The organism is Pseudomonas sp. RGM2987 (genome assembly GCF_022952855.1).
GTDB lineage: Bacteria > Pseudomonadota > Gammaproteobacteria > Pseudomonadales > Pseudomonadaceae > Aquipseudomonas.
In genome coordinates, this window is the sequence record NZ_JALJDX010000215.1 from 108,831 (window position 1) to 131,521 (window position 22,691).

Here is a 22,691-nt window from a genome sequence, read left to right on the forward strand (position 1 = left end):
CAATCGCGATGAAACCAGTAGCACCAAAAATAAGAATGGGCTTCGTCGGCGGAGGCGAGGGCGCGTTCATCGGCCAGGCCCACCGCCAGGCCGCCGGCCTGGACGGGGGTTTTGAACTGGTCTGTGGCGCGTTCAGCCGTGATGCCGCAAACAATCGGCAGACCGGCGCGGCCCTGGGGCTTGCCGCATCGCGCTGCTACAGCGACTGGCAGCGCATGTTGGACAGCGAGGCGGCGTTGCCGGCGGACCAGCGCATGGAGTTGCTGGTCATCGTGACCCCCAATCACTTGCATGCACCGATTGCCGGGCAGGCGCTGAAGGCTGGGTTCCATGTGTTCAGTGAAAAGCCCGCGGCGTTGAACCTGGATGAGTTGCTGACCCTCAAGGCCGTGGTTCAAAGCAGCCAGCGACTCTACGGCCTGGCCCACACCTATCTGGGCTACCCCATGGTCTGGCAGGCCCGGGACATGGTGCGCAGCGGCGTGATCGGCGCGGTGCGCAAAGTGCTGGTGGAATACCCCCAGGGCTGGCTCAGCCAGGACGTCGCCGCCCAGGGCAACAAACAGGCCGGCTGGCGTGACGACCCCCGGCAATCCGGGATCGGCGGCTGCATCGGTGACATCGGCACCCACGCTTTTTCCCTGGCGGAATTCGTCGCCGACCAGTCCATCGAGCGGCTATGCGCTGCGTTGGGTACCCATGTCAGTGGTCGCCAGTTGGACGACGACGCTGCGATGTTGTTGCAGATGAGCCAGGGCGCCAGTGGTGTGCTGATTGCCAGCCAGGTCTGCGCCGGCGAAGAAAACCCGCTGAAGATCCGGGTCTACGGCGACAAGGGCGCGCTGGAGTGGCGCCAGGAAGATCCGGCGAGCCTGATCCATCGATCCGTCGACCAACCGCTGCGCGTGCTGCGCTCGGGTGTCGGCCAGCCGTGGCTGTGTGAGGCGGCCCGCCAACGCATGCGCCTGCCGGCCGGGCATCCCGAAGGTTATCTGGAGGCCATGGCCAACCTCTACGGCGACTTCGCCCGGGCCATTCGCGGCAAGGTCGAAGGCCACGACGCGCCCGGCGTGCCCGGCATCGAAATCGGCCTGCGCGGCATGGCGTTCATCGAGGCCGCTATCGCCAACCATCGTGGCGACGCCAAATGGACCGAACTGGTCTGCACGGCATGAATCCGGAGAATCCTGTGACTTCCATTTCCTCAACCACCGGTGGCCTGCGCGGCCCGGGTATTTTCCTGGCGCAGTTCATGTCCGCCGAGGCGCCGTTCGACAGCCTCGCCAGCATCGCCCAGTGGGCTGCTTCCCAGGGCTACAAGGCAATTCAATTGCCGACTTGCGGCACCCAATACATCGACCTGGCCCGGGCCGCCGAAAGCCAGGCCTATTGCGATGAACTCAAGGCCACCTGCGCCCAGGCCGGAGTCGAGATCAGTGAACTGTCGACGCACCTGCAAGGGCAACTGGTGGCGGTGCATCCGGCATTCGATGCGCTGTTCGATGACTTCGCCCCGGCCCATCTGCGCGGCCAGCCCCAGGCGCGGACCGAGTGGGCCATCGAGCAATTGAAGCTTGCCGCGCGTGCCAGCCAGCGCTTGGGGCTGACGGCTCATGCGACGTTTTCCGGGGCGCTGTTATGGCCGTACATGTACCCCTGGCCGCAGCGCCCGGCGGGCCTGGTGGAGCAGGGCTTCGAGGAACTGGCGCGGCGCTGGCGGCCGATTCTCGATTGCTTCGACGCAGCCGGCGTGGACCTGTGCTACGAAATCCACCCCGGCGAAGACCTGCACGACGGCGCTTCGTTCGAGCGCTTCCTGGCCGCGGTCGATCACCATCCACGGGCGGCGATCCTCTACGATCCCAGCCATTTGCTGCTGCAACAGATGGACTACCTGGGTTTCATCGATCGTTATCACGAGCGCATCCGCATGTTCCACGTCAAGGACGCCGAGTTCCGGCCCGACGCCCGTTCCGGCGTGTATGGCGGTTACCAGGGTTGGGTCGAGCGCCCCGGCCGGTTTCGCTCACTGGGCGATGGGCAGATCGATTTCAAGTCGATCTTCAGCAAACTGACCCAATACGATTTCAACGGTTGGGCGGTGCTGGAATGGGAATGCTGCCTGAAGGATTCGCAGCAAGGCGCGGCCGAAGGCGCGGCCTTCATCCAGCGGCACATGATCAACAAGAGCCGCAAGGCGTTCGATGATTTCGCCAGCGTGACGGCGGACGAAGACTCCAATCGACGACTGCTGGGACTTTTGAAGTAACGCCAGACCCTGTGGCGAGGGAGCTTGCTTGTGGCGAGGGAGCTTGCTCCCGCTGGGGCGCGAAGCGGCCCCAAAAAAGCGATGAGCGCTTCGCACTCAAGCGGGAGCAAGCTCCCTCGCCACAGGTAAGCTCCCTCGCTACGCAGGCCACTAGGTGTCAGCGACTCAAAAACAACAATCAAAACGGTGACTGTCATGACCACGATGAACGCACGCCTGAGCGTGATGATGTTCCTGCAGTTCTTTATCTGGGGCGGCTGGTTCGTCACCCTCGGGACTTTTCTCTCCAGCACGCTGGGCGCCAGCGGTGGGCAGGTTGGCATGGCGTTCTCCACCCAGTCGTGGGGCGCGATCATTGCGCCGTTCGTGATCGGCCTGATCGCCGACCGTTTCTTCAACGCCGAACGCATTCTCGCGGTGTTGCACCTGGTGGGCGCGGTGTTGCTCTATCAGCTGTACGCGGCGGCGGATTTCAGCGTGTTCTACCCCTATGTGCTGGCGTACATGGTGGTGTACATGCCGACGCTGGCGTTGGTCAATTCCGTGGCGTTCCGGCAGATGCGCGACCCGGCGCTGGAGTTTTCGCGTATCCGGGTGTGGGGCACCGTCGGCTGGATTGTGGCGGGGCTGGTGATCAGCTTCGTATTTGCCTGGGATTCGCGCGAAGCGATCGCGGCGGGCGGCTTGCGCAACACCTTCCTGATGGCGGCCATCGCCTCCCTGGCCCTGGGCATCTACAGCTTCACGTTGCCGGCCACGGCGCCGCTCAAGGCACAGGCGAGCGGTGGCGGGGTGAAGCAGCTGCTGGGGCTGGATGCATTGGGTTTATTGAAGGACCGCAGCTACCTGGTGTTCTTCATCGCCTCGATCCTGATCTGCATACCCCTGGCGTTCTATTACCAGAATGCCAACCCGTTCCTGGCCGAGGCCGGCATGACCAACCCGACGGCGAAGATGGCCATCGGGCAGGTGTCCGAAGTGTTGTTCATGTTGCTGTTGCCGCTGTTCATCCAGCGCCTCGGCATCAAGCTGGCGCTATTGGTGGGTATGCTGGCGTGGGCGTTGCGCTACCTGTTGTTCGCCTATGGCAATAACGGCGACCTGGCGTTCATGCTGTTCACCGGCATTGCGTTGCACGGCATCTGCTACGACTTCTTTTTTGTCTCGGGCCAGATCTACACGGACGCCAAGGCACCGGGGCACTTGCGCAGCTCGGCCCAAGGCTTGATCACGCTGGCGACCTATGGCCTGGGCATGCTGGTGGGCTTCTGGGTGGCGGGCAAGGTGACCGACCATTTTGCCCTGGATGCAGGTCACGACTGGCACAGCATCTGGTTATTCCCCGCCGGTTTCGCCCTGTTGGTATTCGTCTGCTTCCTGTTCAGCTTCAGCGGTCGGCAGCCGGCTGCCACGGCGGCAAAGGCCTGAAGCTTGCGCCAGTCTGGGCGTCGGTCATTTATGACTGACGTCCAGTTTGGTGTAGGTCACTTTTCCACCCTCGCTGGCATACCCGACGTTGTCCAGGGTGTAGACGCCGGCCTTGAAATAGAAGTCGTACGCGTACCACGACGGGTCGACCTTCACCTGCTTGCCGAGGTTGTTGATCAGCACCGTGAGCTTGCCCTGCTTGTCCATCACCAGGGAATAAGTGAAGGTCTTGTTCAGGGCCATGTTCGGCACGCTGAACAGCACCGGACTCTTCACATCCTTGGGTTTGACCCGGTATTCCACGTCGATGTTGCCGCTGCCCTTGGCGTAGCGATACACCAGTTTGAGCAGCGGGGCAGGGGCATCCTTGGCGTGGATCTGCGCCACCACCACGCGACCTTCCGAGGGCACCTGGTTCACTGACAAGGTGCCGTTGAGGGCATTGATCGCGCTGTTGTAGCGCCAGTTGCGCAACTTGCCGTCCTTGCTGGTCTCGCGCAGCTCGGAACGCGGGTAGTCGCTCTTGCCGGTGTGGGAACCGGTGACCGGCGCCCAGAAGATGATCCGTTCGCCGGTGCGGTTGAAGTACGCATTCTGCAGGGTTGGCATGGCTTTGGTAACCACGGTCAACGCTGGGGTTTGGATGGGCAGGGTAATGTTCCAGACAGTCATATCAATCATGGTCAAACGCTCCAACGGGGCGGCCGTTGTTTATCGGCTCTCAGCCGGCAAGGGACAATTCTGCCTTCCGTGGCGCAGTGACTGGGTTATCGACAGGGAGGTGTTTCGCTGCAGGAGCAACTGACGGATGGCTCTGGGCCGAGCCCTTCAGGCTGACGGGCGGTCGCCAGGGGGTTGATGTCAATCTGATGCTGATCGGTTAGAGTACGCGCCGCCCGAGAAATGGATCCCGGGCGTTTATCCATGGAGTATTCAATGAATCACCTCACCAAAGTTGTCGCTTCTGCACTGTTCGGCCTGGCCCTGGCGGGTTGCACCGGCGCCCCGATGAAATCCCAGCAGTACGACAGCAGCCAATACACCGTTGTCGGCCACAGTGAAGCGTCGGCCACCGGCCTGATGCTGTTCGGCCTGATCCCGATCCGCCAGAACAGCCGTTTCGTCCGCGCGCAGACCGCCGCGATCCAGGCCAAGGGCGGCGACGCGATGATCAACACCCAGGTACAGGAAAGCTGGTTCTGGGCCTGGGTCCTGAACGGCTACACCACCTCGGTGTCCGGTGATGTGATCAAGCTGAAAAGCGTTCAGTAATACCCGGCTGAAACCTGTGGCGAGGGAGCTTGCTCCCGCTTGAGTGCGAAGCGCTCACCGCTTTTTTTGGGGCCGCTTCCGCCCGAGGCGTCGGACCGTCCCAGCGGGAGCAAGCTCCCTCGCCACAAAAGCCTATTAGCGACCGCCCACCACCATATGGCTGAACGGCGCCACGTACGCCTGCAACGTCACCAGGCCGCCCACCAGAATCGCCAGCACCACCGAGTGGAAAAACACGTAGCGCAGGATTTCCCCTTCATGGCCGTACCACCGGGTCGCGGTGGAGGCGACCACGATCGATTGGGCATCGACCATCTTGCCCATTACCCCACCGGAACTGTTCGCCGCCGCCATCAGCACCGGGCTCAGGCCCATCTGCTCGGAAGTCACCCGCTGCAAACCGCCGAACAGCACGTTGGAGGCTGTGTCCGACCCGGTCAGTGCCACACCCAGCCAGCCCAGCAGGGTGCCAAACATCGGATAGAAAATCCCCGTCGCGGCGAAGGCCAGGCCCATGGTGGCATCCAGGCCGGAGTATCGCGTGAGGAACCCCAGGGCCAGCATCGCCACGATGGTGATCAGCGAATAACGCACCACCCAGAGCGTGCGCAGATACTGGCGCAGCAGTTGAGGGATGGAATAACCCATCAGCAAACCACCGAGGATTGCCGCCAGGAAAATCCCGCTGCCGGTGGCGGTGAACCAGTTGAACTTGTAGATCGCTTCCTCGGTTTTAGGTTGCGGCACCACCGGTGGGACTTTCTCGATCTGCTGGTGCAGGGTGCTGAAGGTCACCAGTGGCGAGAAGATCGGGTTCGCCTCGCGCATCGGCTTGCCTTGCGGGTCGAGCCGGGCCGACTGGGTCTGCGGGTCCAGCGCCGGGCGGGTGTCGAACAGGTTCTTGAAGCCCTGGGTGCCCCAGGCGAACACGAACACGGTGAGGATGATCCATGGCATCCAGGCCCGCAGCACGGCGGGGCGTGCATCGCTGGCGAATGCACCGCCGACCACCGGGGGCGTCTCTTCGCTGGCATCGATTTTCGAGTTGTCGACCCGCCCCGACAACGCAGCGGAGGTGTGCACCGTGGCCGGTTTCCAGACCTTGAGGAAGCCGGTGAGGCAGGCCATGGAAATCAGCGCGGCGATCACATCCACCAGCATCGGCCCGTGATAGTTGGACACCACGAATTGCGGAACCGCAAAGCTGACGCCGGCCACCAGGATCGCCGGCCAGATTTCCAGCATCTTGCGCCAGCCGGCGAAGGCCCAGATCAACCAGAACGGCACGATCACCGAGAAGAATGGCAACTGCCGACCGACCATCATCGACAGTTCCATTTCATCCAGCCCGGTGACCTTGGCCAGGGTGATGATTGGCGTGCCGAGGGCGCCGAAGGCCACCGGCGCGGTGTTGGCGATCAATGCCAGGCCAGAGGCGGCCAGCGGCGAGAAGCCCAGCCCGATCAGGATCGCCCCGGTCACGGCCACCGGCGTGCCGAAACCGGCCGCGCCCTCGAAGAACGCGCCGAAGCAGAAGGCGATCAGCAGCAATTGCAGGCGCCGGTCGTCGGTGATGCGCGCCAGGGAATCCTGCAGCACCTTGAACGAGCCGTTCTCGGTGGTCAGGCGGTGCAGGAAAATGATGTTGAGCACGATCCAGCCGATGGGCAACAAGCCATTGGCCGCGCCATACAACGCCGCCGAACCGGCCATGCCGGCGGGCATGCCAAAGGCGAAGATCGCAATCAGCAAGGCCGAAGCCAACGCCAGCAGCGCCGCCAGGTGCGCCTTGATATGAAAGAACGCCAGGGACGCCAGCATCACCACCACCGGCACCGCCGCCAGGAGCGTGGACAGCACCGCATTACCGAAGGGATCGTAGACTTGTTGCCAGACCATGTTCCACCTCTGCTTTTTATTGTTGGAAGTGCAGGCCCCGAGGGGATTGGCAGAAGAGTATAGAAGGGGAATGGCGGGGGGGATTTGGATCGGGCGTGCAGACAAAGTCGGCCCAGCCAAGCCAGCCAGTCCCACTCAATCAGCGTTTGTGGCGAGGGAGCTTGCTCCCGCTGGCGGCGAAGTCGCCCGAATGGGCTGACGCTTTTTTCCAGATAGGCCGCGTCGGCTGGTTTTGCGCCTGCTGCGCAGTCGAGCGGGAGCAAGCTCCCTCGCCACAGGGCAGGTGGTATGGCGGCTAGCGCGGTTCCTCCTGGCGCAGCGCCTGGCTCAGGCCATCGCAGCTCTGCGACCAAGCCGTCAGCCAGTCGGGCATGGCAGGGGATTCTTCGCTCAAGCCCAACTCCCGGATGAACTCACCCGGCGCCACGGTACCTTTGGCCGAGCGGAACAGGCCGCGCATGATCACCACGCCCACCACCCGGCCGTGGCTGACAAAACGGTGTTCCATGAACGACCACTTCTGATCCCAGCCCAGCATCCGTGTGTGCACCTCGAACGCTTCGAACAGCCGCAGCTCACGGCGAAACTTGCCCCACACGTCTCCTACAATCGGCACCGCCCGGTGGCGCAGCGCTACATTGTAGGCGCCGCTGCGCAGGACATAATCCATGCGACCGACGTCGGCCAGGGTGAAATAGCGCCCGTTGGTGACGTGGCGATTGAGGTCCAGGTCCAGCGGCCACACGCGCATGCGTACTACCGTGGTGCCCATAGGCGCCGTCGGCTTGCGCCAGGGCCGGCGAAACAGGATCAGCAACAGTCGAAACCAGAGATTCATCGATACGCCGCTCGGGTGGAAAGCGCCGCACTTTAGACATCCCGCGTGGCCCGGGCTAGGTGCATAACTGACTGTTTTTCGGGAAAGCGCGCGTTTGGGACATGTCGTGTGCCGTAAGGCTCGCCAGGAACCCGGTGGCTGAGCATCCGCAGTGACGCCGATTACCCTGACACGTTGGCCCCCTGTGGGAGCGGGCTTGCTCGCGAAAGCGGTGGATCAGTTTGCATCCATTTTGAATGGACTGACGCCTTCGCGAGCAAGCCCGCTCCCACAGGATTTTTGGGTGGATTCAGGTTTTGTGGACTCCCCACAACCCTGTGGGAGCGAGCCTGCTCGCGATGAGGCCATCACCGGCGCATCTGGCTCCACCCCGTGCCTCAGCCCTTGGCCGCCATCGCCGTGACTTCCACCCGCATGCCGTCCACCGCCAGGGCTGCCACACCCACCGCCGCGCGCACCGGCCACGGCTTGGCGAAGAACCGTTGATAAACCTCGTTGAAGGCCGCCCGATCCGCCATGTCGGTCAGGTAGATGGTCAGGTGCAGCACGCGGTCCATGGAGCTGCCGGCGCGTTCCAGCGCGGTCTTCAGCGCTTGCAGCGTGCATTCGCTCTGGGCGGTGATGTCGCCCAGCTCCAGGCTGCCGTCGGCACGGGTCGGGATCTGGGTGGAGACCAGCAGGCCGCCGAAGCCGGCGACATCGGAGGAGATAGAGTCTGTGTCCGGGTCGGGAGTGAAGGTGATGTCTTGGTTCGCCATGAGCAATCTCAAGCTGGAAAGAAAGGAGGGGCGGCGCGCGGCCGCAATCGTCCGCCAGTCTACCGCCCATCTCCAAAGCTTTCATTGGTTGATGACGAGGCGTCCTCAGCGTCGACCTTGAACCAGCCGTTGAGCACCCATCACGTGCTCCAACTGCGGTTCAGCCATCGCCACGTGCGTCGCCATCTGTTGGGCCTGGTCCCAATCCAGGTCAGGCTTCAACCATTGCAGGGCCTCGTCACCGGTGAACGCCAGCAACCGCTGTTGCTGATGGGCCATGTCACCATAAGTCACCAGGGCCAGGCCGTCACAGCCGTTGGGCGTTTCACTGGCCTGGGCCAGGGCGGCGAGAAAGATCGGCGCCGACTGCCTGGAGGTTGTGTAGCTCAGGCGTTGGGCCTGGTCTGACGATGGGGTGTCCGAGGCTTCGTACCAACCGTCCACCGCCACCAGCACCCGTCCGTCGCGCTTGATCCGATCGAAGACCTTGGAGCGCATCACCAGATGCAGCGGCAGGTGGGTCAACGGCGGCATCGTGCCCACTGACCAGACAGGCGACCAGCCCCAGCGAACCTTGATGTATTCCAGCCGCCCGCCGCGATTGCGAATGGCGCTGACCTGCATGTTCGGCTTGATCACGCTTTTGCCGTCATGGGGCCTGGGCGCCGCCATTGCCTGCAGGCTGTGTGACGTCAGGCGGGTATCGTTGCCAGCGCCCTGGATGTCTCGCTGGGCAAAAAATGCCAGGGAGTCCTTTGAAGAAACAGGCTGAACGAAACACTCACACATCGCGAAAACTCCCGGCAGCAGATAAAAAGTGCAGCAAGACACCCGTCGTCGAAGCCGTTGGCTTGCGGCGGTGTTATGCGGTGTTATGCGGCGTTATGTAGTTCCGAGCGGTGGCAATTACGCTTGGTTCGAAAATCCCTGGAGTGACCGGATGAGTGGATAAACAAGCCACAGTCGCTCCATTTGGGCGACCGCTCATCGTCTGTGTGGACACGTGACCACCGGTGATGGTCGTTGTGTTATCCGAACCGTTGAAGGACATCGCCATGAGTGAAACCGACCTTGAAATGGAACTGAAAGCCTGGCGACTGCTGCTGGAGGATGATGTCTATCGCCTGGATTTTCCCCAGGACTACCACGACACGCTGATCAAGCGTGCCGATGATCTGGTGCTGGGGGAATTGATCACCCTGCAAGATTGGCAACTGCTCAAGGATGCGGCAGACCAGGCCTATGAACTCACGCTTGAGATGCTGGCACGCAACCAGCGTGATTGCTTGAATGCCGCGGCCTTGCGGTTGCCTGGGGTGGGGCGTACGGCGGGGGATTGATTGGGGGCTCAGCGCCGTCATCGCGAGCAAGCTCGCTCCCATAGGGTTTTAGGGGGCACACAAGATCTCAGTCACCACCCTCCACTGTGGGAGCGGGCTTGCTCGCGAAAGCGGTGGATCAGTCGGCATCAATTCTGAATGTAGTGACGCCTTCGCGAGCAAGCCCGCTCCCACAATGGCCGGTGGTGACTGGAAAAGTGTGTGCACTTCCTCGCCACGGGGTCATGCCGGCGGCTAATCCCGATTCGCCTGGATGAAATCGACAAAAGCCCTCAGCGGTGAAGGCAGGTAGCGGCGGCCGGGGTAGTAGAGGAACGGTCCGGTGAATCGCACCCACCAGGGTTCCAGGACCGGCACCAGCGCGCCGCTGTCCAGATAAGGGCGCAGCCAGTCTTCGAACAGATAGACAATGCCCAGCCCATCCACCGCGGCCTGCACCGCCAGGTCCACCGCGCTGCCCAGGCGCACGATCAATGGGCCGCTGGGATCGACGTTCAGGGTTTCACCGTCTCGCTCGAACTCCCAGAGCGGCGTCGCGCCGCTGGGGAATCTGCCCCGCAGGCAAGCATGCCGGAGCAGGTCCCGGGGATGCTCGGGCCGGCCGTGGGCGGCGAGGTAAGCCGGTGAAGCGGCCGTGGCGAAGCGTTGGAACCGTGGGCCGATGGGAATGGCGATCATGTCCTGCTCAAGACGCTCGTCGTAGCGGATCCCCGCATCGCAACCGGCCGCGAGCATGTCGACAAAACTGTCGTCGGCGATCACTTCCAAACGAATGTCCGGATGGCTTTTCAGGAACGGCGTAATGATCGTCGGCAACACCAGCCGGGCGGCGCTGACCGGTACGTTCAGCCTCAGGGTGCCGCAAGGACGCTCGCGAAAGTCGTTGACCACATCCAGCGCCGACTCGACTTCACCCAGCGCCGGGACGATGCGCTCCATCAACCGGGCGCCGGCCTCGGTCGGCACCACACTGCGGGTGGTGCGGTTGAGCAGGCGCACGCCGAGCCGGCTTTCCATGCGCCGCACCGCGTCGCTGAGGCTCGAGGCGGACTTGCCGCTGAGCCGCGCGCCCTCACGAAACCCACCCGCGTTGACCACCGCCACGAAGGCCAGCAAGTCCTGAATATCCGTCGCCATTGTTCTCTCCACCGTACAGCCTGTGCCGATTGCAGCTGATTATCAGCGAAGTGGTCAATCCCTATAGTGGCCTCACTCTCATTGATTCGAGGCACACCCGATGAACATCGCAAGCAAGGCAGGCCAGTTTTCACTCGGCGATCGCACCGTCAACCGCATGGGCTACGGCGCGATGCAACTGGCCGGCCCGCAAGTGTTCGGCCCACCCAAGGACCCGGCAGCGGCAATCGCCGTGCTGCGTGAAGCCTTGGAATCAGGGGTCAACCATATCGACACTGCCGATTTCTATGGCCCGCACGTGACCAACCAGCTGATTCGCGAAGCGCTGCACCCTTACGCCGAGAATCTGGTGATCGTCACCAAGGTCGGCGCTGTCCGGGGCCCGGATGCCTCTTGGAACCCGGCTCACAGTCCCGCCGAACTGACCCGTGCGGTCCACGACAACCTGCGTAACCTCGGATTGGACGTGTTGGACGTGGTCAATCTACGCGTTTGGGGCGACATGCATGCGCCGGGGCAAGAGTCCATCGAGGAGTCGTTCACGACCCTGGCAGAGCTGCAACGCCAGGGCCTGGTCCGGCACCTGGGCTTGAGCAACGTCACGGCCACCCAGGTCAAGCAGGCCCAAGGCATCGCCAAGGTGACCTGCGTGCAGAACCATTACAACCTGACCCACCGCAACGACGAGCAACTGATTGCCGAGTTGGGCCGGCAGGGCATCCCTTACGTGCCGTTCTTCCCGCTGGGCGGTTTCTCACCCTTGCAGTCGCAAACACTGTCTAGCGTGGCGGCGCGCCTGGGCGCCTCGACCCTGTGTGTGGCGCTGGCGTGGCTGCTGCAACGGGCGCCGAACATCCTGCTGATTCCGGGCACGTCATCGGTGGCGCATCTGCGGGAAAACCTCACGGCCAGCACGCTGGAGATCACCCCGCAGATGCTGGCCGAGCTGGATGGGTTGGCCTGAGCCGACAAGTTGCCATTAGGGGCGCACGACAGCAGTGCCCCCCATGGCTGCGATGCCCTCAAGCGTCGCTGTCTTTGGCCTCGCTGGGATGATGCTCATGCCAGCTGTTGAGGGGCCGGGCGCGGTCTTCGTTGAACATGTCCGTCAGTAACGCATTGGCGCGGCGGTAGGCGTCGTGGCGGAAGTTGAGGTCGTCGGCCGGATGGGCAACGATTTCCTCGAGCATCTGCAGGTTCAAGCGGCGGAACTGATCGGCTCGTTCACGCGCCTCATACGCCCCGACCCCCATGTGCACCAAGGCACTGCGACCCAGTGACAGCGCACTTTCGAAGGTTTCCCGTTCGGCCGACTCCACCCCCATTTGCCGCAGCGCAATGATGTGGCCCATGTCCCGGGCGCGCACCACCAGTTTCAACGAGGGGAAGTGCTCCTGGGCCATCCGGGTCAGCTTCAGGTTGTCTTCCTGATCGTCGATGGCGTTGATCAGCACCAGCGCCTGGCCGGCGCCGGCGGCCTGCAAAAGGTCCAGGCGGGTGGCATCGCCATAGAACACTTTCACGCCGAATTTACGCAGCGTCTCAATATTGTCCGGGTCGTGATCGAGTACCACCACCTCGACCCCGCAAGACATCAGCAAGCGTCCGGCGATCTGCCCGAAACGCCCGAACCCGGCGATGATCACACGTGGGTTCTGCTGGTCGACGAGGTCGGATTCGCGGCGGTTTCGCTTGCTGTCCGACTCGAATCGAGCCAGCAGCAGGATCAGCAACGGTGTCAGGCACATCGACAGGGCCACCGCCAGCGTCAGGCTCTTGCCCCACTGATCGGTAAGGATGCCGGCGACGGTCGCCGCGCCAAACACCACGAAGGCGAACTCGCTGCCCTGGCCGAGCAATACGGCCTGCCACGAGCGCTGGCTGGCAGGCACGTTGAGAAAGCGCCCGGCGGACTTGATCACCAACAACTTGATCAGGATGAAGCCCAGGGTCAGGGTCATTACCTTCAGCGGCGCATCGATCAGCGTGCCGAAGTCGATCGACATGCCCACGCCAATGAAGAACAGCCCCAGCAGCAAACCTTTGAACGGCTCGATGTCGCTTTCCAGGGCATGCCGGTACTCGGAACTGGCCAGCAACACCCCGGCGAGGAACGCGCCCATGGCCATCGACAAGCCGGCCTCTTCCAGCAGGAAGCCGAAGCCGAACACCAGGAACAAGGCGACGGCACTGAAGATTTCCCGCAGGCCGGAGCGAGCGACGAAGCGCAGCAGTGGCCGGGAAACGTAGCGGCCCAGCAGTACCACGATGCTGACGGCGGCGACGATCTTGGCGATGGAGATCGCCAGGTCAGCGCCCGACGGCGTGCCGCCGTGCGCCGCCAGCAACGGGATCATCGCCACCAGCGGAATGGCGGCGATGTCCTGGAACAGCAACACGGCAAAACTGCTGCGGCCCACGGCGGTGGCCGTCAGGTTGCGCTCATTCATCGCCTGCATCGCGATGGCGGTGGACGACAGGCTCAGGGTCAGGCCCACCAGCAGCGCCGCGGTCCAGTTCAGGCCCAGGGCCGCGCAGAACGCAGCGATGGCCGCGCCACAGGCGAGCATCTGCAAGGCGCCGCCGCCGAATACCATTTTGCGCAGGGCCCACAGGCGTTTCGGGTCGAGTTCCAGGCCGATGATGAACAGCATCAGGACCACGCCGATCTCGGCGAACTCCAGGATCGCCTTGACGTCCGTCACCAGCTTCAACCCCCACGGGCCGATCACGCAGCCGGCCAACAGGTAACCCAGGACCGGGCCCAGTCCCAACCGGACGGCGATCGGCACGATCAGTGCCGCCGAGCCCAGGTAAATGAGCAGTTCAATCAGACTGTGGGTTTGCATCTCAATCTTCCTTCCAAGCGGCCAGGCGGGCGCCGTAGTGCTCGATTTGTGCAAGTTGGGCGTCGCAGGCACCGGCAAAGGCGCCGTGTACGACCACCGGGTCCAGCCAGCGCATGTTGCAGTAGAGGGCGGTGGCTTGAAGGGGCTGGGCCAATGCCGCAAACCCCGGGTAATCACCCATCTGGAAATGATCATGCTCACCGCCGGTGGTGACGGCCCACAGCAGGCCCTTGCCTTTAAGGCCCGTGGCGTCTTTGCCGTAGGCCCAACCGTGGGTGAAGACTTTGTCGATCCACAGTTTCAACAGGGGCGGGACGCTGTACCAGTACATCGGATGTTGCAGCACGACCAGTTGGGCCTGTTCGACCGCCCGTTGCTCGGCCTCGACATCGATATCGAAGCCTGGATAAAGGTCATACAGCGAGCGTATGACCATCTCTGGATCGTTCGAGACCTGCTTGAGCATCGCCTGGTTGACCCGGGATTGCTCGGGGTAGGGGTGCGCATAAATGATAAGAATCATCGGTGAACTCCTTGGTGTTCAGTGGGCTCCGTCGATCCTTGCCTGTGGTGAGCGCGAGCGATGGGGAACGCGGGTTCCCGGTATGGCCGCCGAGCGATACAAACAAGAGCGCCTTGCGGAAGAGGGGCCAGTGCCGGAAGGCCGGACATCCTACCGAGGAAGTCGCCGATTGTTTAGCGCGAGTTGGCCTGAAGGGTTCAATGGATCCGCCGACGATTCAGTCGAGGGGCAGCGAAATCCTGGCTTCCAGACCGCCACCGCTTCGGTTTCTGAGGACGAGCGTGCCCCCATGCTCAAGCACCGTCGCCCGCGCCGCCGACAAGCCCAGCCCGACACCGCCGGTGTGCTTGTTGCGCGACCCTTCGAGGCGAAAGAACGGAGCGAACACCTGCTCATGAAATTCAGGCGCGATGCCTGGGCCTCGGTCGAGGATCCGGATCTCGACACGACCGGCGCCGGTCTCCAGGCGCACGGCCGGTTCGCTGGCATATTTGATCGTGTTGTCGATCAGGTTGGTCAACGCACGCTTGAGGCCGATGGGGCGGCCCAGGTAGACCAGCCGATGCGCACCTTCGAATGAAACCTCGATGCCGGCATCCTTGAAGTCATCGACGATGGTGTGCAGCAGCTCAGCCAGGTCGAACGCCGTGGCGTGTTCGAGCCGGGCATCGTCGCGGAAAAACTCCAGGGCCGAATTGACCATGGTCTGCATCTCATCCACGTCCCGGAACAGCCGGGCCTGTTGCTCGGCATCCTCGATGAACTCGCCGCGCAGGCGCATGCGGGTCAACGGTGCCCGCAGGTCATGGGAAATCGCCGCAAGCATTTGCGTGCGGTCTTGCAGAAAATGTTTGAGCTGGGCCTGCATGGCGTTGAAGGCGAGGATCGCCTGGCGGATTTCATTGGGCCCGATCACCGGAATGGGCGGCGCTTGGTGATCGACGCCGAAGCGCCGGGCACCTTCGGCGAAGCGTTCCAGGGGGGCCGCCAGATGTCGCGTGGCGATCAGGGCGACGACCAGTGTCGACAGGATCATCAACGCGAGGGTGATCAGGTTGCGCTCCCATTCATCCAGCCCCCAATTGCGCGCGGGCAAGGTGAACATCACCCATGACCGATCGCTCAGCTCGATCAGCGCCGTATAGCGTCCACCGGGCTGATCGGCGGGCCAGTCGCTCGGCTCATAGCCTTCTACCCTGGCATCCGGCCGGCCCAGTTGCTGGCGCAGCCGCACCGCGCCGTCGCTGTATTCCGGGTCGTCGACCACCGGCACGCGAGCCTCGGCATGCTGCTGCAGCCATTGCGTGCTGAACTCCTGATCACTGGCGGCCCTGGCAATGGCGGGCCGTTGTTCGGGCGTTGCCGAGTCGATGATGCGGGTGATGGCGGCGATCTTTTCAATCAGGCCGGTTTCCATCAGGGGCGGGCGCGCCCAGGCACCGGCCAATTGGCTGAACAATGCGTTCAGGGCCAGCAGCGTCAGCATGGCGCCGAGGGTCGTCAGGGCGATCCAGCGCGCCAATGTGTCCCGAGGACGCTTGGCGCCCGAGCGCCGCGGGCTCATCGCTTCACCACATGTGGACTGAACAGGTAGCCGCTGTTGCGCACGGTGCGGATCATCGAGGCGCCGCTGACATCGGTCTCCAGTTTGCGGCGCAATCGGCTGACCTGGACGTCGATGCTGCGGTCGAACGCTTCGAAGGTCTCGCCGCGTGCCAGGTCCAGCAGCTGCTGGCGGGTCAGCACCCGGCGCGGGTGTTCGGCGAACACCAGCAACAGCTCGAACTCGCCGCTGGACAGCGGGATCATGACTTTCTCCGGTGAGCGCAATTCCCGGCGGGTGACGTCCAGCTGCCAGTGTTCGAATTCGAGGATCGGTCGGGCCGCGTCGCTCGATGTAGCCCGGGCTTCGCCGGTGCGCCTGAGCACGGCGCGCACCCGGGCCAGCAATTCGCGGGCATCGAAGGGCTTGGTCAGGTAATCGTCCGCGCCCAGCTCCAGCCCGACGACGCGGTCACTCAATTCGCCCATGGCGGTGAGCATGATGATGCCGACCGTGTGCTCGGCCCGCAGTCGCTGGCAGAGCACCAGCCCGTTGTCGCCCGGCAGCATGACGTCAAGGATGATCAGGTCCGGCAGCCTGCGCGCCACCGCTTGCCACAGGGCGTTGCCGTCGGCGGCGACCTCGACGCTGTAGCCATGCTGTTCCAGGAATTTGCGCAAGAGGGCGAGGACCTCAAGGTCATCGTCCACCAGTAATAAGTGACTCACGGCGGGCCCGCTGGGCTAGGGATATGGAAGGCGATACTAGGGGCAATCCGGGGCGTGCGTCATATATTTCAGTCCGGAAATAAAGTGTCCGACGGGCAATGAAGCGGAAATCTTCGGGCAAGGAGGTGGGGGCAGGATGCGGGCGATGTCAGTCAGTTGATAGCGGTACGCATACCTGTGGCCAGGGCGCTTGTTTGTGGTGAGGGAGCTTGCTCCCGCTTGAGTGCGAAGCACTCACTGCTTTTATGGGGCCGCTTCGCCCGAGGCGTCGGACCGTCCCAGCGGGAGCAAGCTCCCTCGCCACAAGGTATGTGTTCAGTCGACTGATCCGGGCAGCACTTATCACTCATCGAGATTGCTCTGAATGCCAATCACCAAACCTGTCCCGTTGCTCGCTCGAACCGCTGTCGTCGTTGCACTCGCAACCCTCGCCAGCGGCTGCTCCACCACACCCGCCGCCACACCCGGCAGTTGCGACAGTGTTCCCTACACCGTCCACGACCCCGCCGAATCCATCAACCGTGGCGTGTTCGCCTTCAACCGGACCGTGGACGACTACGCGCTGGCCCCCGTTGCCCGTGGTTATCGCCAGCTGCCGCAGACGCTGCAGGCCGGCGTCCACAACTTCGTGGCGAACTTCGGTGAGCCCAAGGTGTTCGTCAACGACCTGCTGCAAGGCAATGCCCAACGCTCGGTCAACACCCTCGGCCGTTTCTTCATCAACACGACGGTGGGCATCGTCGGGCTGATCGATGTGTCCGGCAAGCTCGGCATCGAGCGTCACCAGGCCGATTTCGGCCAGACCTTCGGCGTCTGGAACATCGCCCCCGGCCCGATCGTGGAACTGCCGCTGCTGGGCAGTGCCAACCTGCGGGACGCCACGGGCAAAGTGGCAAGTTTTGCCTTCGATCCGTTCGGCGACAACAGCAGCACCGTCCAGACGTTGGGCACGATCAACACCGCAGGCGGCATCGTCGATGGCCGCGCCGAGGCGCTACCGTTGACCGACGAGTTGCAGACCCAGGCCGATTATTACGCGGCGCTTCGAGATGCGGTCGCCCAGCGGCGCGCCGACTTTGTCGCCCAAGGCAAGCTCGGCGCTGTGGTGCAGGACGACGCGCAATGCCAGGGCAGGGGGGCGGCTCATGAGTGACCAGGCGTTGACCTTGCGTCGGCGGATGCGCACACCGGCCCCGGACGCATTGCATTGCCGTGAAGTCGAGCTGCGGTTGGCTGAGGATGGCAGCCATGTGGTACTCAGCCGCTACGTCGAGCTTTATCGCCATGAACAAGGCAGTCAGCAAACCATCCACCACCATCGCGTGTCGTTGGCGCACATGATTCGCTGGATGGTCGATCATGGGGAGCAGATCGCCATGGATTCCTGAAAATGGCCGTGGCTTAGCCGTGCGTTATAAGTCCAAGCACCCTGAAACATTTCTACATAATTACGGGTTAATTATGGTTGTACGATGTCGTATGTAATGTGTTCGACTGTCGCCGTCCTCACAAAAAAAATAACGGAGACTCCATCCATGTCGAGCATTCCTTCCGTCGAGGGGCAGGCTGCTGCGCCCGCACAAGGCCGCTTCATGCGCCTGCTCAAGCTATTGGGCCCCGGCATCATCGCGGTGCTGTCCTGGCTCGGGGCGGGTGACCTGATCACCTCATCCGTGGCCGGCGCGAACTACGGCTACGCGATGATGTGGGTGCTGGCGGTGTCGCTGCTGCTCAGGTACCTGATCGTCAACATCATCGCCCGTTTCCAGCTGTGCAATAACCAGGGCATGACCATCCTGCAAGGCTACGCCCAGCTCAACCCGTTCTTCGCCTGGTTCCTGTTGGTCTATGCGCTGCTCATGGGGCACCTGATGAATGCCTACATGATCAAGGGTGCAGGCGAATCCCTGGCGATGTTGCTGAAGGTCGATTACCCGTTGCTCTGCTCGGTGGCGGTGGTGCTGGCGGTGTGGTTGCTGGTGGGTCGGAACATCTATTCGATGATCGAAGGCGTGATGAAAGCGCTGCTGGCGATCATGACCCTGGCGTTCATCGCCCTGGCGGTGATGTCCGGTCCCGATGTGGCCGGTATCGTCAAAGGCACCATCGGTTTCAGCATTCCGCCCGATGAAGGGGTGCACGGTGCGTTGCTGGTGGCGGTCTCGGTCATTGGTGCGGTGGCCGGTTCGATTGCCAACTTCGTCCATCCGTATGTGATGCGGCAGAAGGGCTGGATCGGGCCTGAGCACAAGCGCATCCAGCGTAACGACCTGCTGTTCGCGGTGTTCGTCGGCATTGTGATCAACCTGGCGATCTGGATCGTCGGCGCGGAAATCCTGCGACCCAACGGCATTGAAGTCAAAACCCTGGGGGACCTGGGCAAGGCCCTGGAAATCTTCTTCGGCCCGATTGGCTGGTATGTGTTCTTCATCGGCGTATTCGCCACGCTGTTCGCCAGTATTTCCGGCAAGACCACGGCGTTCCCGATGCTCATCACCGACGCCTTCCAGCACGTGCGACCAGAGCGCCGCGAGCGCTACGGCAAAGAGTTCCACCATGACCCGATGCACAAATGGTTCATGCTGTTCATCCTCGTGACGCCGTTGATCTGGTCGATGCCAGGCATGCCGGACTTCGTGACCCTGACCATCGGCGTCAGTGCGTTGAATATCATCGGCCTGCCGGTCATTTCCCTGGGCCTGTTGATCATGTCCAACCAGAAGAAATTGCTGAGCAAGGAGTACCGCAACAACCTGTTCGAGAACATCGCCCTGATGTTCGCCACCGGCCTGGCGCTCTGGGTTGCGTTCCAGCTGGGCGTCGACCTGTTCACCTGAGGCCGCCCTGCGCTCCACAAGGGGACTGCTAGACTTCAGCGTCCAGTCCCCTTCTTGGAGAGCCAGGATGAACAACAAGAACACCATTTGCCTCTGGTACGACGGCAGTGCCTTGGAAGCGGCGCGCTTCTACGCGGCGACATTCCCGGACAGTGCGGTGCAAGCCGTGCATTGCGCCCCTGGCGATTATCCGGCGGGCAAGCAGGGCGACGAGTTGACGGTAGAATTCACCGTCATGGGCATTCCCTGTCTCGGCTTGAATGGCGGGCCGTCGGTCCAGCACAACATCGCTTTCTCGTTCCAGGTGGCGACCGATGACCAGGCCGAGACCGACCGCTTGTGGCAGGCGATTGTCAGCAACGGCGGCGAGGAAAACGCCTGCGGCTGGTGCAGGGACAAGTGGGGCATTTCCTGGCAGATCACTCCGCGCATCCTCAGCGCGGCGGTTACCGATCCCGACCCGGTGCGTGCCAAGCGCGCCTTCGACGCCATGATGCAAATGACCAAAATCGACATTGCCGCGATTGAAGCGGCGCTCAAAGGCTGACTTGGCCCGCGCGGGCTTTTGATCGTATGGTTGTTCCGGGATACCTTGTGTGATGGAGCAACATGCAATTCAATCGATTGATGATCAGCCTCGCCGCGTTCATGGTTCTGGCCGGCTGCGGCAGCCGACAGGTGCAGGAGCCTGAGCGCGAGCCCGCAGAGGTCAAGCGCCAGATTGTGCGGTTGCTGCCGGCCAAGACGGTGGATCGCGAAGGCTGGGCGACTGATATTTACACGGCCTTCGCGGCCCAGCAGATTTCCCCCAGCACGCAAAATATCTGTGCGGTGCTGGCGGTGACCGAACAGGAATCAACCTTCCAGGCCGACCCGACTGTGCCGGGGCTGGGCAAGATTGCCCGGGATGAAATCGACCGGCGTGCCGCGAAGGTGCATGTCCCTGGCCTGTTGGTCAGCGCGGCGCTGGAGGTGCGTTCGCCCAATGGCAAAAGCTATGGCGATCGGCTCAATGCGGCGCGTAGCGAGAAGGAACTGAGCGGGATTTTTGATGATTTCATCGGGATGGTGCCGCTGGGCAAGACGCTGTTCGGCGGTTTCAACCCGGTGCACACCGGTGGGCCGATGCAGGTCAGCATCGCGTTTGCCCAGGCCAATGCCCGCAATTATCCCTACACGGTGGACGGCTCGATTCGTCGTGAAGTGTTCAGTCGTCGTGGCGGCATGTATTTCGGGATCGCCCACTTGCTCGGCTATCCGGTGAGCTACACCGAGCCGTTGTATCGTTTCGCCGATTTCAATGCCGGGTGGTACGCCAGTCGCAATGCGGCGTTCCAGCATGCGCTGAGCCAGGCGTCAGGCATTTCCTTGGCGCTGGATGGGGATCTGATCCTGCATGACTCGATCATGCCGGGCAGCACGGAACTGGCGCTGCGCACGTTGGGCAAGTCGCTGGGGATGCGCAACCCGACCATTCGCGATCAGTTGGAGCTGGGGGACAGCCTGGCGTTCGAGGACAGCAAGCTCTACAAGCGGGTGTTCGAGTTGGCGGAGCGGGCCGAGGGCAAGCCTTTGCCGCGGGCGGTGTTGCCAGGGATTGTGCTCAAGAGTCCGAAGATCACTCGCAAGCTGACGACGGCGTGGTTTGCCAAGCGGGTGGATGAGCGTTATCAGCGGTGCATGGCGCGGGCGGCGGGGCGCTAGCGGGTACGCGGGGTTTGGTCTGGATCACTGTGGCGAGGGAGCTTGCTCCCGCTGGGCCGGTCCGACGCCTCGGGCGTAGCGGCCCCCTTGATGCTCACTCAATCAAGCTGCCGACCGCGCCGTCAGCTTTCAGGGCCGCTGCGCGCCCCAGCGGGAGCAAGCTCCCTCGCCACAGGGTCTGTTTTACATCGTTCGAAATGTAGCCGGTCATGCGATTTCGGCCATTCACACGCGGTTCTCGATCAGACGATCCGAGCCACCTTCGGCTACGCGACGTTCTTGCAGACGATCCGAGCCACCTTCGGCGATGCGGCGTTCTTGCAGACGATCCGAGCCGCCTTCGGCTACGCGACGTTCTTGCAGACGATCCGAGCCGCCTTCGGCTACGCGACGTTCTTGCAGACGATCCGAGCCGCCTTCGGCGACGCGGCGTTCTTGCAGACGATCCGAGCCACCTTCGGCGACGCGGCTCTCGATCAGTCGATCCGAACCGCCTTCGGCGACGATCGGTTGGGAGGAGGCGGCGAATACGTTGGCAGCCAGTACAGAGAAAGCGAAGCCGAGGATGATTTGGCGTTTCATGAGGGTGTGCTCCGGGAGATGCTGTGGGTTTGTGTGGCGCCATTCTTGCGCCGGACAGCCATCCAGAGAACTTCATTGACGTGATGGTGAACATCGACGGCAGTGATGACTCGCCAGCCTGTCATCCGCAAGGCGGAACACCGAGGGTCTGGCGGGCTCTACCGGTGTAACACCAGAGGCAACTACAGGCACGAGGACGAGGCACATGTATCAGTTATTCGGTCACCGCCAATCCGGTTCTGCGGCGGTGGAAGTGGCCCTGCGTCTATGTGACGTGGCTTATCGCCGGGTCGATGCCTATTCGACCGAGGACAGTGAGGCGCTGAAAGAGCTGGAGGCGTTGAATCCACACAAACAGGTCCCGACCCTGCAATTGCCGGACGGCTCGGTGCTCACCGAAGCCGCGGCGATCCTGATTCACCTCGGCCTGGCTTTTCCCAAGTCGAAGCTGCTGCCGGACGAGCCTGGCCAGCGTGCGCAAGCCATACGGGGGTTGGTCTACATTGCGGCCAATTGCTACACGCCCATCGGCATCATCGATTTTCCCGAGCGCTGGCTGAACGACGCGGACGAAGCGACTCGCCAGCAATTGGTCTCAGGCACCAAGCAGCGGCTGTATCGCAATTGGGCGTTGTTTGCCGACCAGTTCCCGGCGCAACCGTTTCTCAGCGGTGCCGAGCCGGGAGCGCTGGATATCCTGGCCGCCGTCATCACGAAGTGAAGTGGAACGCGAGAGGCCATGCTCAGCGCCCGTCCCGAGTTCTATGGTTTGTTGGAACGGATCGACCATCACCCGCGTGTTGCACCGGTGCTATCGCAGCATTGGCCGGCTTAGGCTCTGCACGAAAAGCCTTGATACTCGTTCATGCTGCGTTGAAAACAGCCTCGCAATGCTCATGTACTCCAGTACACTCCGCTTGCTCGGCTGTTTTCGCCTTGCCTGACCTTCGTCTCAAGACTTTTCGTACAGAGCCTAGGGACCGG

Annotated in this window: 21 protein-coding genes and 2 pseudogenes; 12 read left to right on the top strand and 11 right to left on the bottom strand. The window is 62.7% G+C overall.

The window, feature by feature from the left end:
* Positions 1-8 precede the first annotated feature (8 nt).
* The 3 genes from RGM2987_RS21690 (at position 9) to RGM2987_RS21700 (ending at position 3,697) form a co-directional block, all read left to right on the top strand.
* Entirely contained in the window at positions 9-1,175 is a 1,167-nt protein-coding gene (locus RGM2987_RS21690; protein WP_245144868.1) for a Gfo/Idh/MocA family oxidoreductase, read from the top strand.
* Positions 1,172-2,269 (top strand): sugar phosphate isomerase/epimerase family protein, encoded by a 1,098-nt coding sequence (locus RGM2987_RS21695; protein WP_245144897.1) that lies wholly within the window; start codon positions 1,172-1,174, stop codon positions 2,267-2,269. The genes RGM2987_RS21690 and RGM2987_RS21695 overlap by 4 nt, the downstream gene beginning before the upstream one ends.
* 195 nt (positions 2,270-2,464) lie before the next feature.
* The gene (locus RGM2987_RS21700; protein ID WP_245144869.1) at positions 2,465-3,697 is read left to right on the top strand and encodes a nucleoside permease; all 1,233 of its coding nucleotides are present in this window, start codon (positions 2,465-2,467) and stop codon (positions 3,695-3,697) included.
* Between the two features lie 24 nt (positions 3,698-3,721).
* Here the strand turns inward: RGM2987_RS21700 and RGM2987_RS21705 are convergent, their stop codons facing one another.
* On the bottom strand, positions 3,722-4,378 hold the full coding sequence (locus RGM2987_RS21705; RefSeq protein WP_245144870.1) for a polysaccharide lyase family 7 protein: 657 nt from the start codon (positions 4,376-4,378) through the stop codon (positions 3,722-3,724).
* Positions 4,379-4,633: 255 nt separating this feature from the next.
* Between RGM2987_RS21705 and RGM2987_RS21710 the strand changes: the two genes are divergently transcribed.
* Positions 4,634-4,969 carry a hypothetical protein gene (locus RGM2987_RS21710; protein ID WP_245144871.1) on the top strand — a complete coding sequence of 112 codons (336 nt, stop codon included), beginning with the start codon at positions 4,634-4,636 and terminating at the stop codon, positions 4,967-4,969.
* A gap of 135 nt (positions 4,970-5,104) precedes the next feature.
* On the opposite strand, the gene RGM2987_RS21715 is transcribed toward RGM2987_RS21710, so the two are convergent.
* The 4 genes from RGM2987_RS21715 to RGM2987_RS21730 form a co-directional block, all read right to left on the bottom strand.
* On the bottom strand, positions 5,105-6,868 hold the full coding sequence (locus RGM2987_RS21715) for an L-lactate permease (protein WP_245144872.1): 1,764 nt from the start codon (positions 6,866-6,868) through the stop codon (positions 5,105-5,107).
* 295 nt (positions 6,869-7,163) lie between these two features.
* A complete protein-coding gene (locus RGM2987_RS21720; RefSeq protein WP_245144873.1) occupies positions 7,164-7,706 on the bottom strand; it encodes a thioesterase family protein in 543 nt (180 codons plus the stop codon).
* 377 nt (positions 7,707-8,083) lie between these two features.
* A complete protein-coding gene (locus RGM2987_RS21725) occupies positions 8,084-8,464 on the bottom strand; it encodes a RidA family protein (RefSeq protein ID WP_245144874.1) in 381 nt (126 codons plus the stop codon).
* Between the two features lie 105 nt (positions 8,465-8,569).
* The gene (locus RGM2987_RS21730) at positions 8,570-9,253 is read right to left on the bottom strand and encodes an SOS response-associated peptidase family protein (protein WP_245144875.1); all 684 of its coding nucleotides are present in this window, start codon (positions 9,251-9,253) and stop codon (positions 8,570-8,572) included.
* Between the two features lie 266 nt (positions 9,254-9,519).
* On the opposite strand from RGM2987_RS21730, the gene RGM2987_RS21735 reads away from it, so the two are divergent.
* Complete coding sequence (locus RGM2987_RS21735; protein ID WP_245144876.1) at positions 9,520-9,804, top strand: hypothetical protein; 285 nt, start codon at positions 9,520-9,522, stop codon at positions 9,802-9,804.
* A gap of 234 nt (positions 9,805-10,038) precedes the next feature.
* Here RGM2987_RS21735 and RGM2987_RS21740 read toward each other — a convergent pair whose 3' ends face one another.
* Positions 10,039-10,941: a LysR family transcriptional regulator gene (locus RGM2987_RS21740; protein ID WP_245144877.1), complete on the bottom strand. Its 903-nt coding sequence runs from the start codon at positions 10,939-10,941 to the stop codon at positions 10,039-10,041.
* Between the two features lie 100 nt (positions 10,942-11,041).
* Here RGM2987_RS21740 and RGM2987_RS21745 point away from each other — a divergent pair, with 100 nt between their 5' ends.
* Positions 11,042-11,905: an aldo/keto reductase family oxidoreductase gene (locus RGM2987_RS21745; RefSeq protein ID WP_245144878.1), complete on the top strand. Its 864-nt coding sequence runs from the start codon at positions 11,042-11,044 to the stop codon at positions 11,903-11,905.
* 58 nt (positions 11,906-11,963) lie between these two features.
* On the opposite strand, the gene kefC is transcribed toward RGM2987_RS21745, so the two are convergent.
* The 4 genes from kefC to RGM2987_RS21765 form a co-directional block, all read right to left on the bottom strand.
* Positions 11,964-13,790 (bottom strand): glutathione-regulated potassium-efflux system protein KefC, encoded by a 1,827-nt coding sequence (gene kefC, locus RGM2987_RS21750; protein ID WP_245144879.1) that lies wholly within the window; start codon positions 13,788-13,790, stop codon positions 11,964-11,966.
* Position 13,791: 1 nt separating this feature from the next.
* Positions 13,792-14,313, bottom strand: a complete 522-nt coding sequence (kefF, locus tag RGM2987_RS21755; RefSeq protein WP_245144880.1) for a glutathione-regulated potassium-efflux system oxidoreductase KefF — start codon at positions 14,311-14,313, stop codon at positions 13,792-13,794.
* Positions 14,314-14,530: 217 nt separating this feature from the next.
* Positions 14,531-15,877 carry a HAMP domain-containing sensor histidine kinase gene (locus RGM2987_RS21760; RefSeq protein ID WP_245144881.1) on the bottom strand — a complete coding sequence of 449 codons (1,347 nt, stop codon included), beginning with the start codon at positions 15,875-15,877 and terminating at the stop codon, positions 14,531-14,533.
* A complete protein-coding gene (locus tag RGM2987_RS21765) occupies positions 15,874-16,584 on the bottom strand; it encodes a response regulator (RefSeq protein WP_245144882.1) in 711 nt (236 codons plus the stop codon). The genes RGM2987_RS21760 and RGM2987_RS21765 overlap by 4 nt, the downstream gene beginning before the upstream one ends.
* Positions 16,585-16,948: 364 nt before the next feature.
* On the opposite strand from RGM2987_RS21765, the gene RGM2987_RS21770 reads away from it, so the two are divergent.
* From RGM2987_RS21770 to RGM2987_RS21790, 5 genes are all read left to right on the top strand, one after another.
* Positions 16,949-17,737 carry a VacJ family lipoprotein gene (locus tag RGM2987_RS21770; protein WP_245144883.1) on the top strand — a complete coding sequence of 263 codons (789 nt, stop codon included), beginning with the start codon at positions 16,949-16,951 and terminating at the stop codon, positions 17,735-17,737.
* A complete protein-coding gene (locus RGM2987_RS21775; RefSeq protein WP_245144884.1) occupies positions 17,730-17,972 on the top strand; it encodes a hypothetical protein in 243 nt (80 codons plus the stop codon). Before RGM2987_RS21770 ends, RGM2987_RS21775 begins: the two co-directional genes overlap by 8 nt.
* A gap of 147 nt (positions 17,973-18,119) precedes the next feature.
* Complete coding sequence (locus RGM2987_RS21780; protein WP_245144885.1) at positions 18,120-19,421, top strand: Nramp family divalent metal transporter; 1,302 nt, start codon at positions 18,120-18,122, stop codon at positions 19,419-19,421.
* A gap of 67 nt (positions 19,422-19,488) precedes the next feature.
* Positions 19,489-19,968 carry a VOC family protein gene (locus RGM2987_RS21785; RefSeq protein ID WP_245144886.1) on the top strand — a complete coding sequence of 160 codons (480 nt, stop codon included), beginning with the start codon at positions 19,489-19,491 and terminating at the stop codon, positions 19,966-19,968.
* Positions 19,969-20,030: 62 nt separating this feature from the next.
* The gene (locus RGM2987_RS21790; RefSeq protein WP_245144887.1) at positions 20,031-21,125 is read left to right on the top strand and encodes a DUF1615 domain-containing protein; all 1,095 of its coding nucleotides are present in this window, start codon (positions 20,031-20,033) and stop codon (positions 21,123-21,125) included.
* Positions 21,126-21,353: 228 nt separating this feature from the next.
* Here the strand turns inward: RGM2987_RS21790 and RGM2987_RS21795 are convergent.
* A pseudogene (locus RGM2987_RS21795) lies at positions 21,354-21,707 on the bottom strand (phage infection protein); the annotation flags it as partial.
* A 205-nt stretch (positions 21,708-21,912) separates the two neighbouring features.
* On the opposite strand from RGM2987_RS21795, the pseudogene RGM2987_RS21800 reads away from it, so the two are divergent.
* Positions 21,913-22,542 (top strand): annotated as a pseudogene (locus RGM2987_RS21800) (glutathione S-transferase family protein).
* The last annotated feature ends 149 nt before the right edge of the window (positions 22,543-22,691 follow it).

Bases quoted from the DNA above. Each gene is read 5' to 3' on its own strand.
- RGM2987_RS21690 (WP_245144868.1), top strand. From the start codon at position 9: ATGAAACCAGTAGCACCAAAAATAAGAATGGGCTTCGTCGGCGGAGGC.
- RGM2987_RS21695 (WP_245144897.1), top strand. From the start codon at position 1,172: ATGAATCCGGAGAATCCTGTGACTTCCATTTCCTCAACCACCGGTGGC.
- RGM2987_RS21700 (WP_245144869.1), top strand. From the start codon at position 2,465: ATGACCACGATGAACGCACGCCTGAGCGTGATGATGTTCCTGCAGTTC.
- RGM2987_RS21705 (WP_245144870.1), bottom strand. From the start codon at position 4,378: ATGATTGATATGACTGTCTGGAACATTACCCTGCCCATCCAAACCCCA.
- RGM2987_RS21710 (WP_245144871.1), top strand. From the start codon at position 4,634: ATGAATCACCTCACCAAAGTTGTCGCTTCTGCACTGTTCGGCCTGGCC.
- RGM2987_RS21715 (WP_245144872.1), bottom strand. From the start codon at position 6,868: ATGGTCTGGCAACAAGTCTACGATCCCTTCGGTAATGCGGTGCTGTCC.
- RGM2987_RS21720 (WP_245144873.1), bottom strand. From the start codon at position 7,706: ATGAATCTCTGGTTTCGACTGTTGCTGATCCTGTTTCGCCGGCCCTGG.
- RGM2987_RS21725 (WP_245144874.1), bottom strand. From the start codon at position 8,464: ATGGCGAACCAAGACATCACCTTCACTCCCGACCCGGACACAGACTCT.
- RGM2987_RS21730 (WP_245144875.1), bottom strand. From the start codon at position 9,253: ATGTGTGAGTGTTTCGTTCAGCCTGTTTCTTCAAAGGACTCCCTGGCA.
- RGM2987_RS21735 (WP_245144876.1), top strand. From the start codon at position 9,520: ATGAGTGAAACCGACCTTGAAATGGAACTGAAAGCCTGGCGACTGCTG.
- RGM2987_RS21740 (WP_245144877.1), bottom strand. From the start codon at position 10,941: ATGGCGACGGATATTCAGGACTTGCTGGCCTTCGTGGCGGTGGTCAAC.
- RGM2987_RS21745 (WP_245144878.1), top strand. From the start codon at position 11,042: ATGAACATCGCAAGCAAGGCAGGCCAGTTTTCACTCGGCGATCGCACC.
- kefC (WP_245144879.1), bottom strand. From the start codon at position 13,790: ATGCAAACCCACAGTCTGATTGAACTGCTCATTTACCTGGGCTCGGCG.
- kefF (WP_245144880.1), bottom strand. From the start codon at position 14,313: ATGATTCTTATCATTTATGCGCACCCCTACCCCGAGCAATCCCGGGTC.
- RGM2987_RS21760 (WP_245144881.1), bottom strand. From the start codon at position 15,877: ATGAGCCCGCGGCGCTCGGGCGCCAAGCGTCCTCGGGACACATTGGCG.
- RGM2987_RS21770 (WP_245144883.1), top strand. From the start codon at position 16,949: ATGCCAATCACCAAACCTGTCCCGTTGCTCGCTCGAACCGCTGTCGTC.
- RGM2987_RS21775 (WP_245144884.1), top strand. From the start codon at position 17,730: ATGAGTGACCAGGCGTTGACCTTGCGTCGGCGGATGCGCACACCGGCC.
- RGM2987_RS21780 (WP_245144885.1), top strand. From the start codon at position 18,120: ATGTCGAGCATTCCTTCCGTCGAGGGGCAGGCTGCTGCGCCCGCACAA.
- RGM2987_RS21785 (WP_245144886.1), top strand. From the start codon at position 19,489: ATGAACAACAAGAACACCATTTGCCTCTGGTACGACGGCAGTGCCTTG.
- RGM2987_RS21790 (WP_245144887.1), top strand. From the start codon at position 20,031: ATGCAATTCAATCGATTGATGATCAGCCTCGCCGCGTTCATGGTTCTG.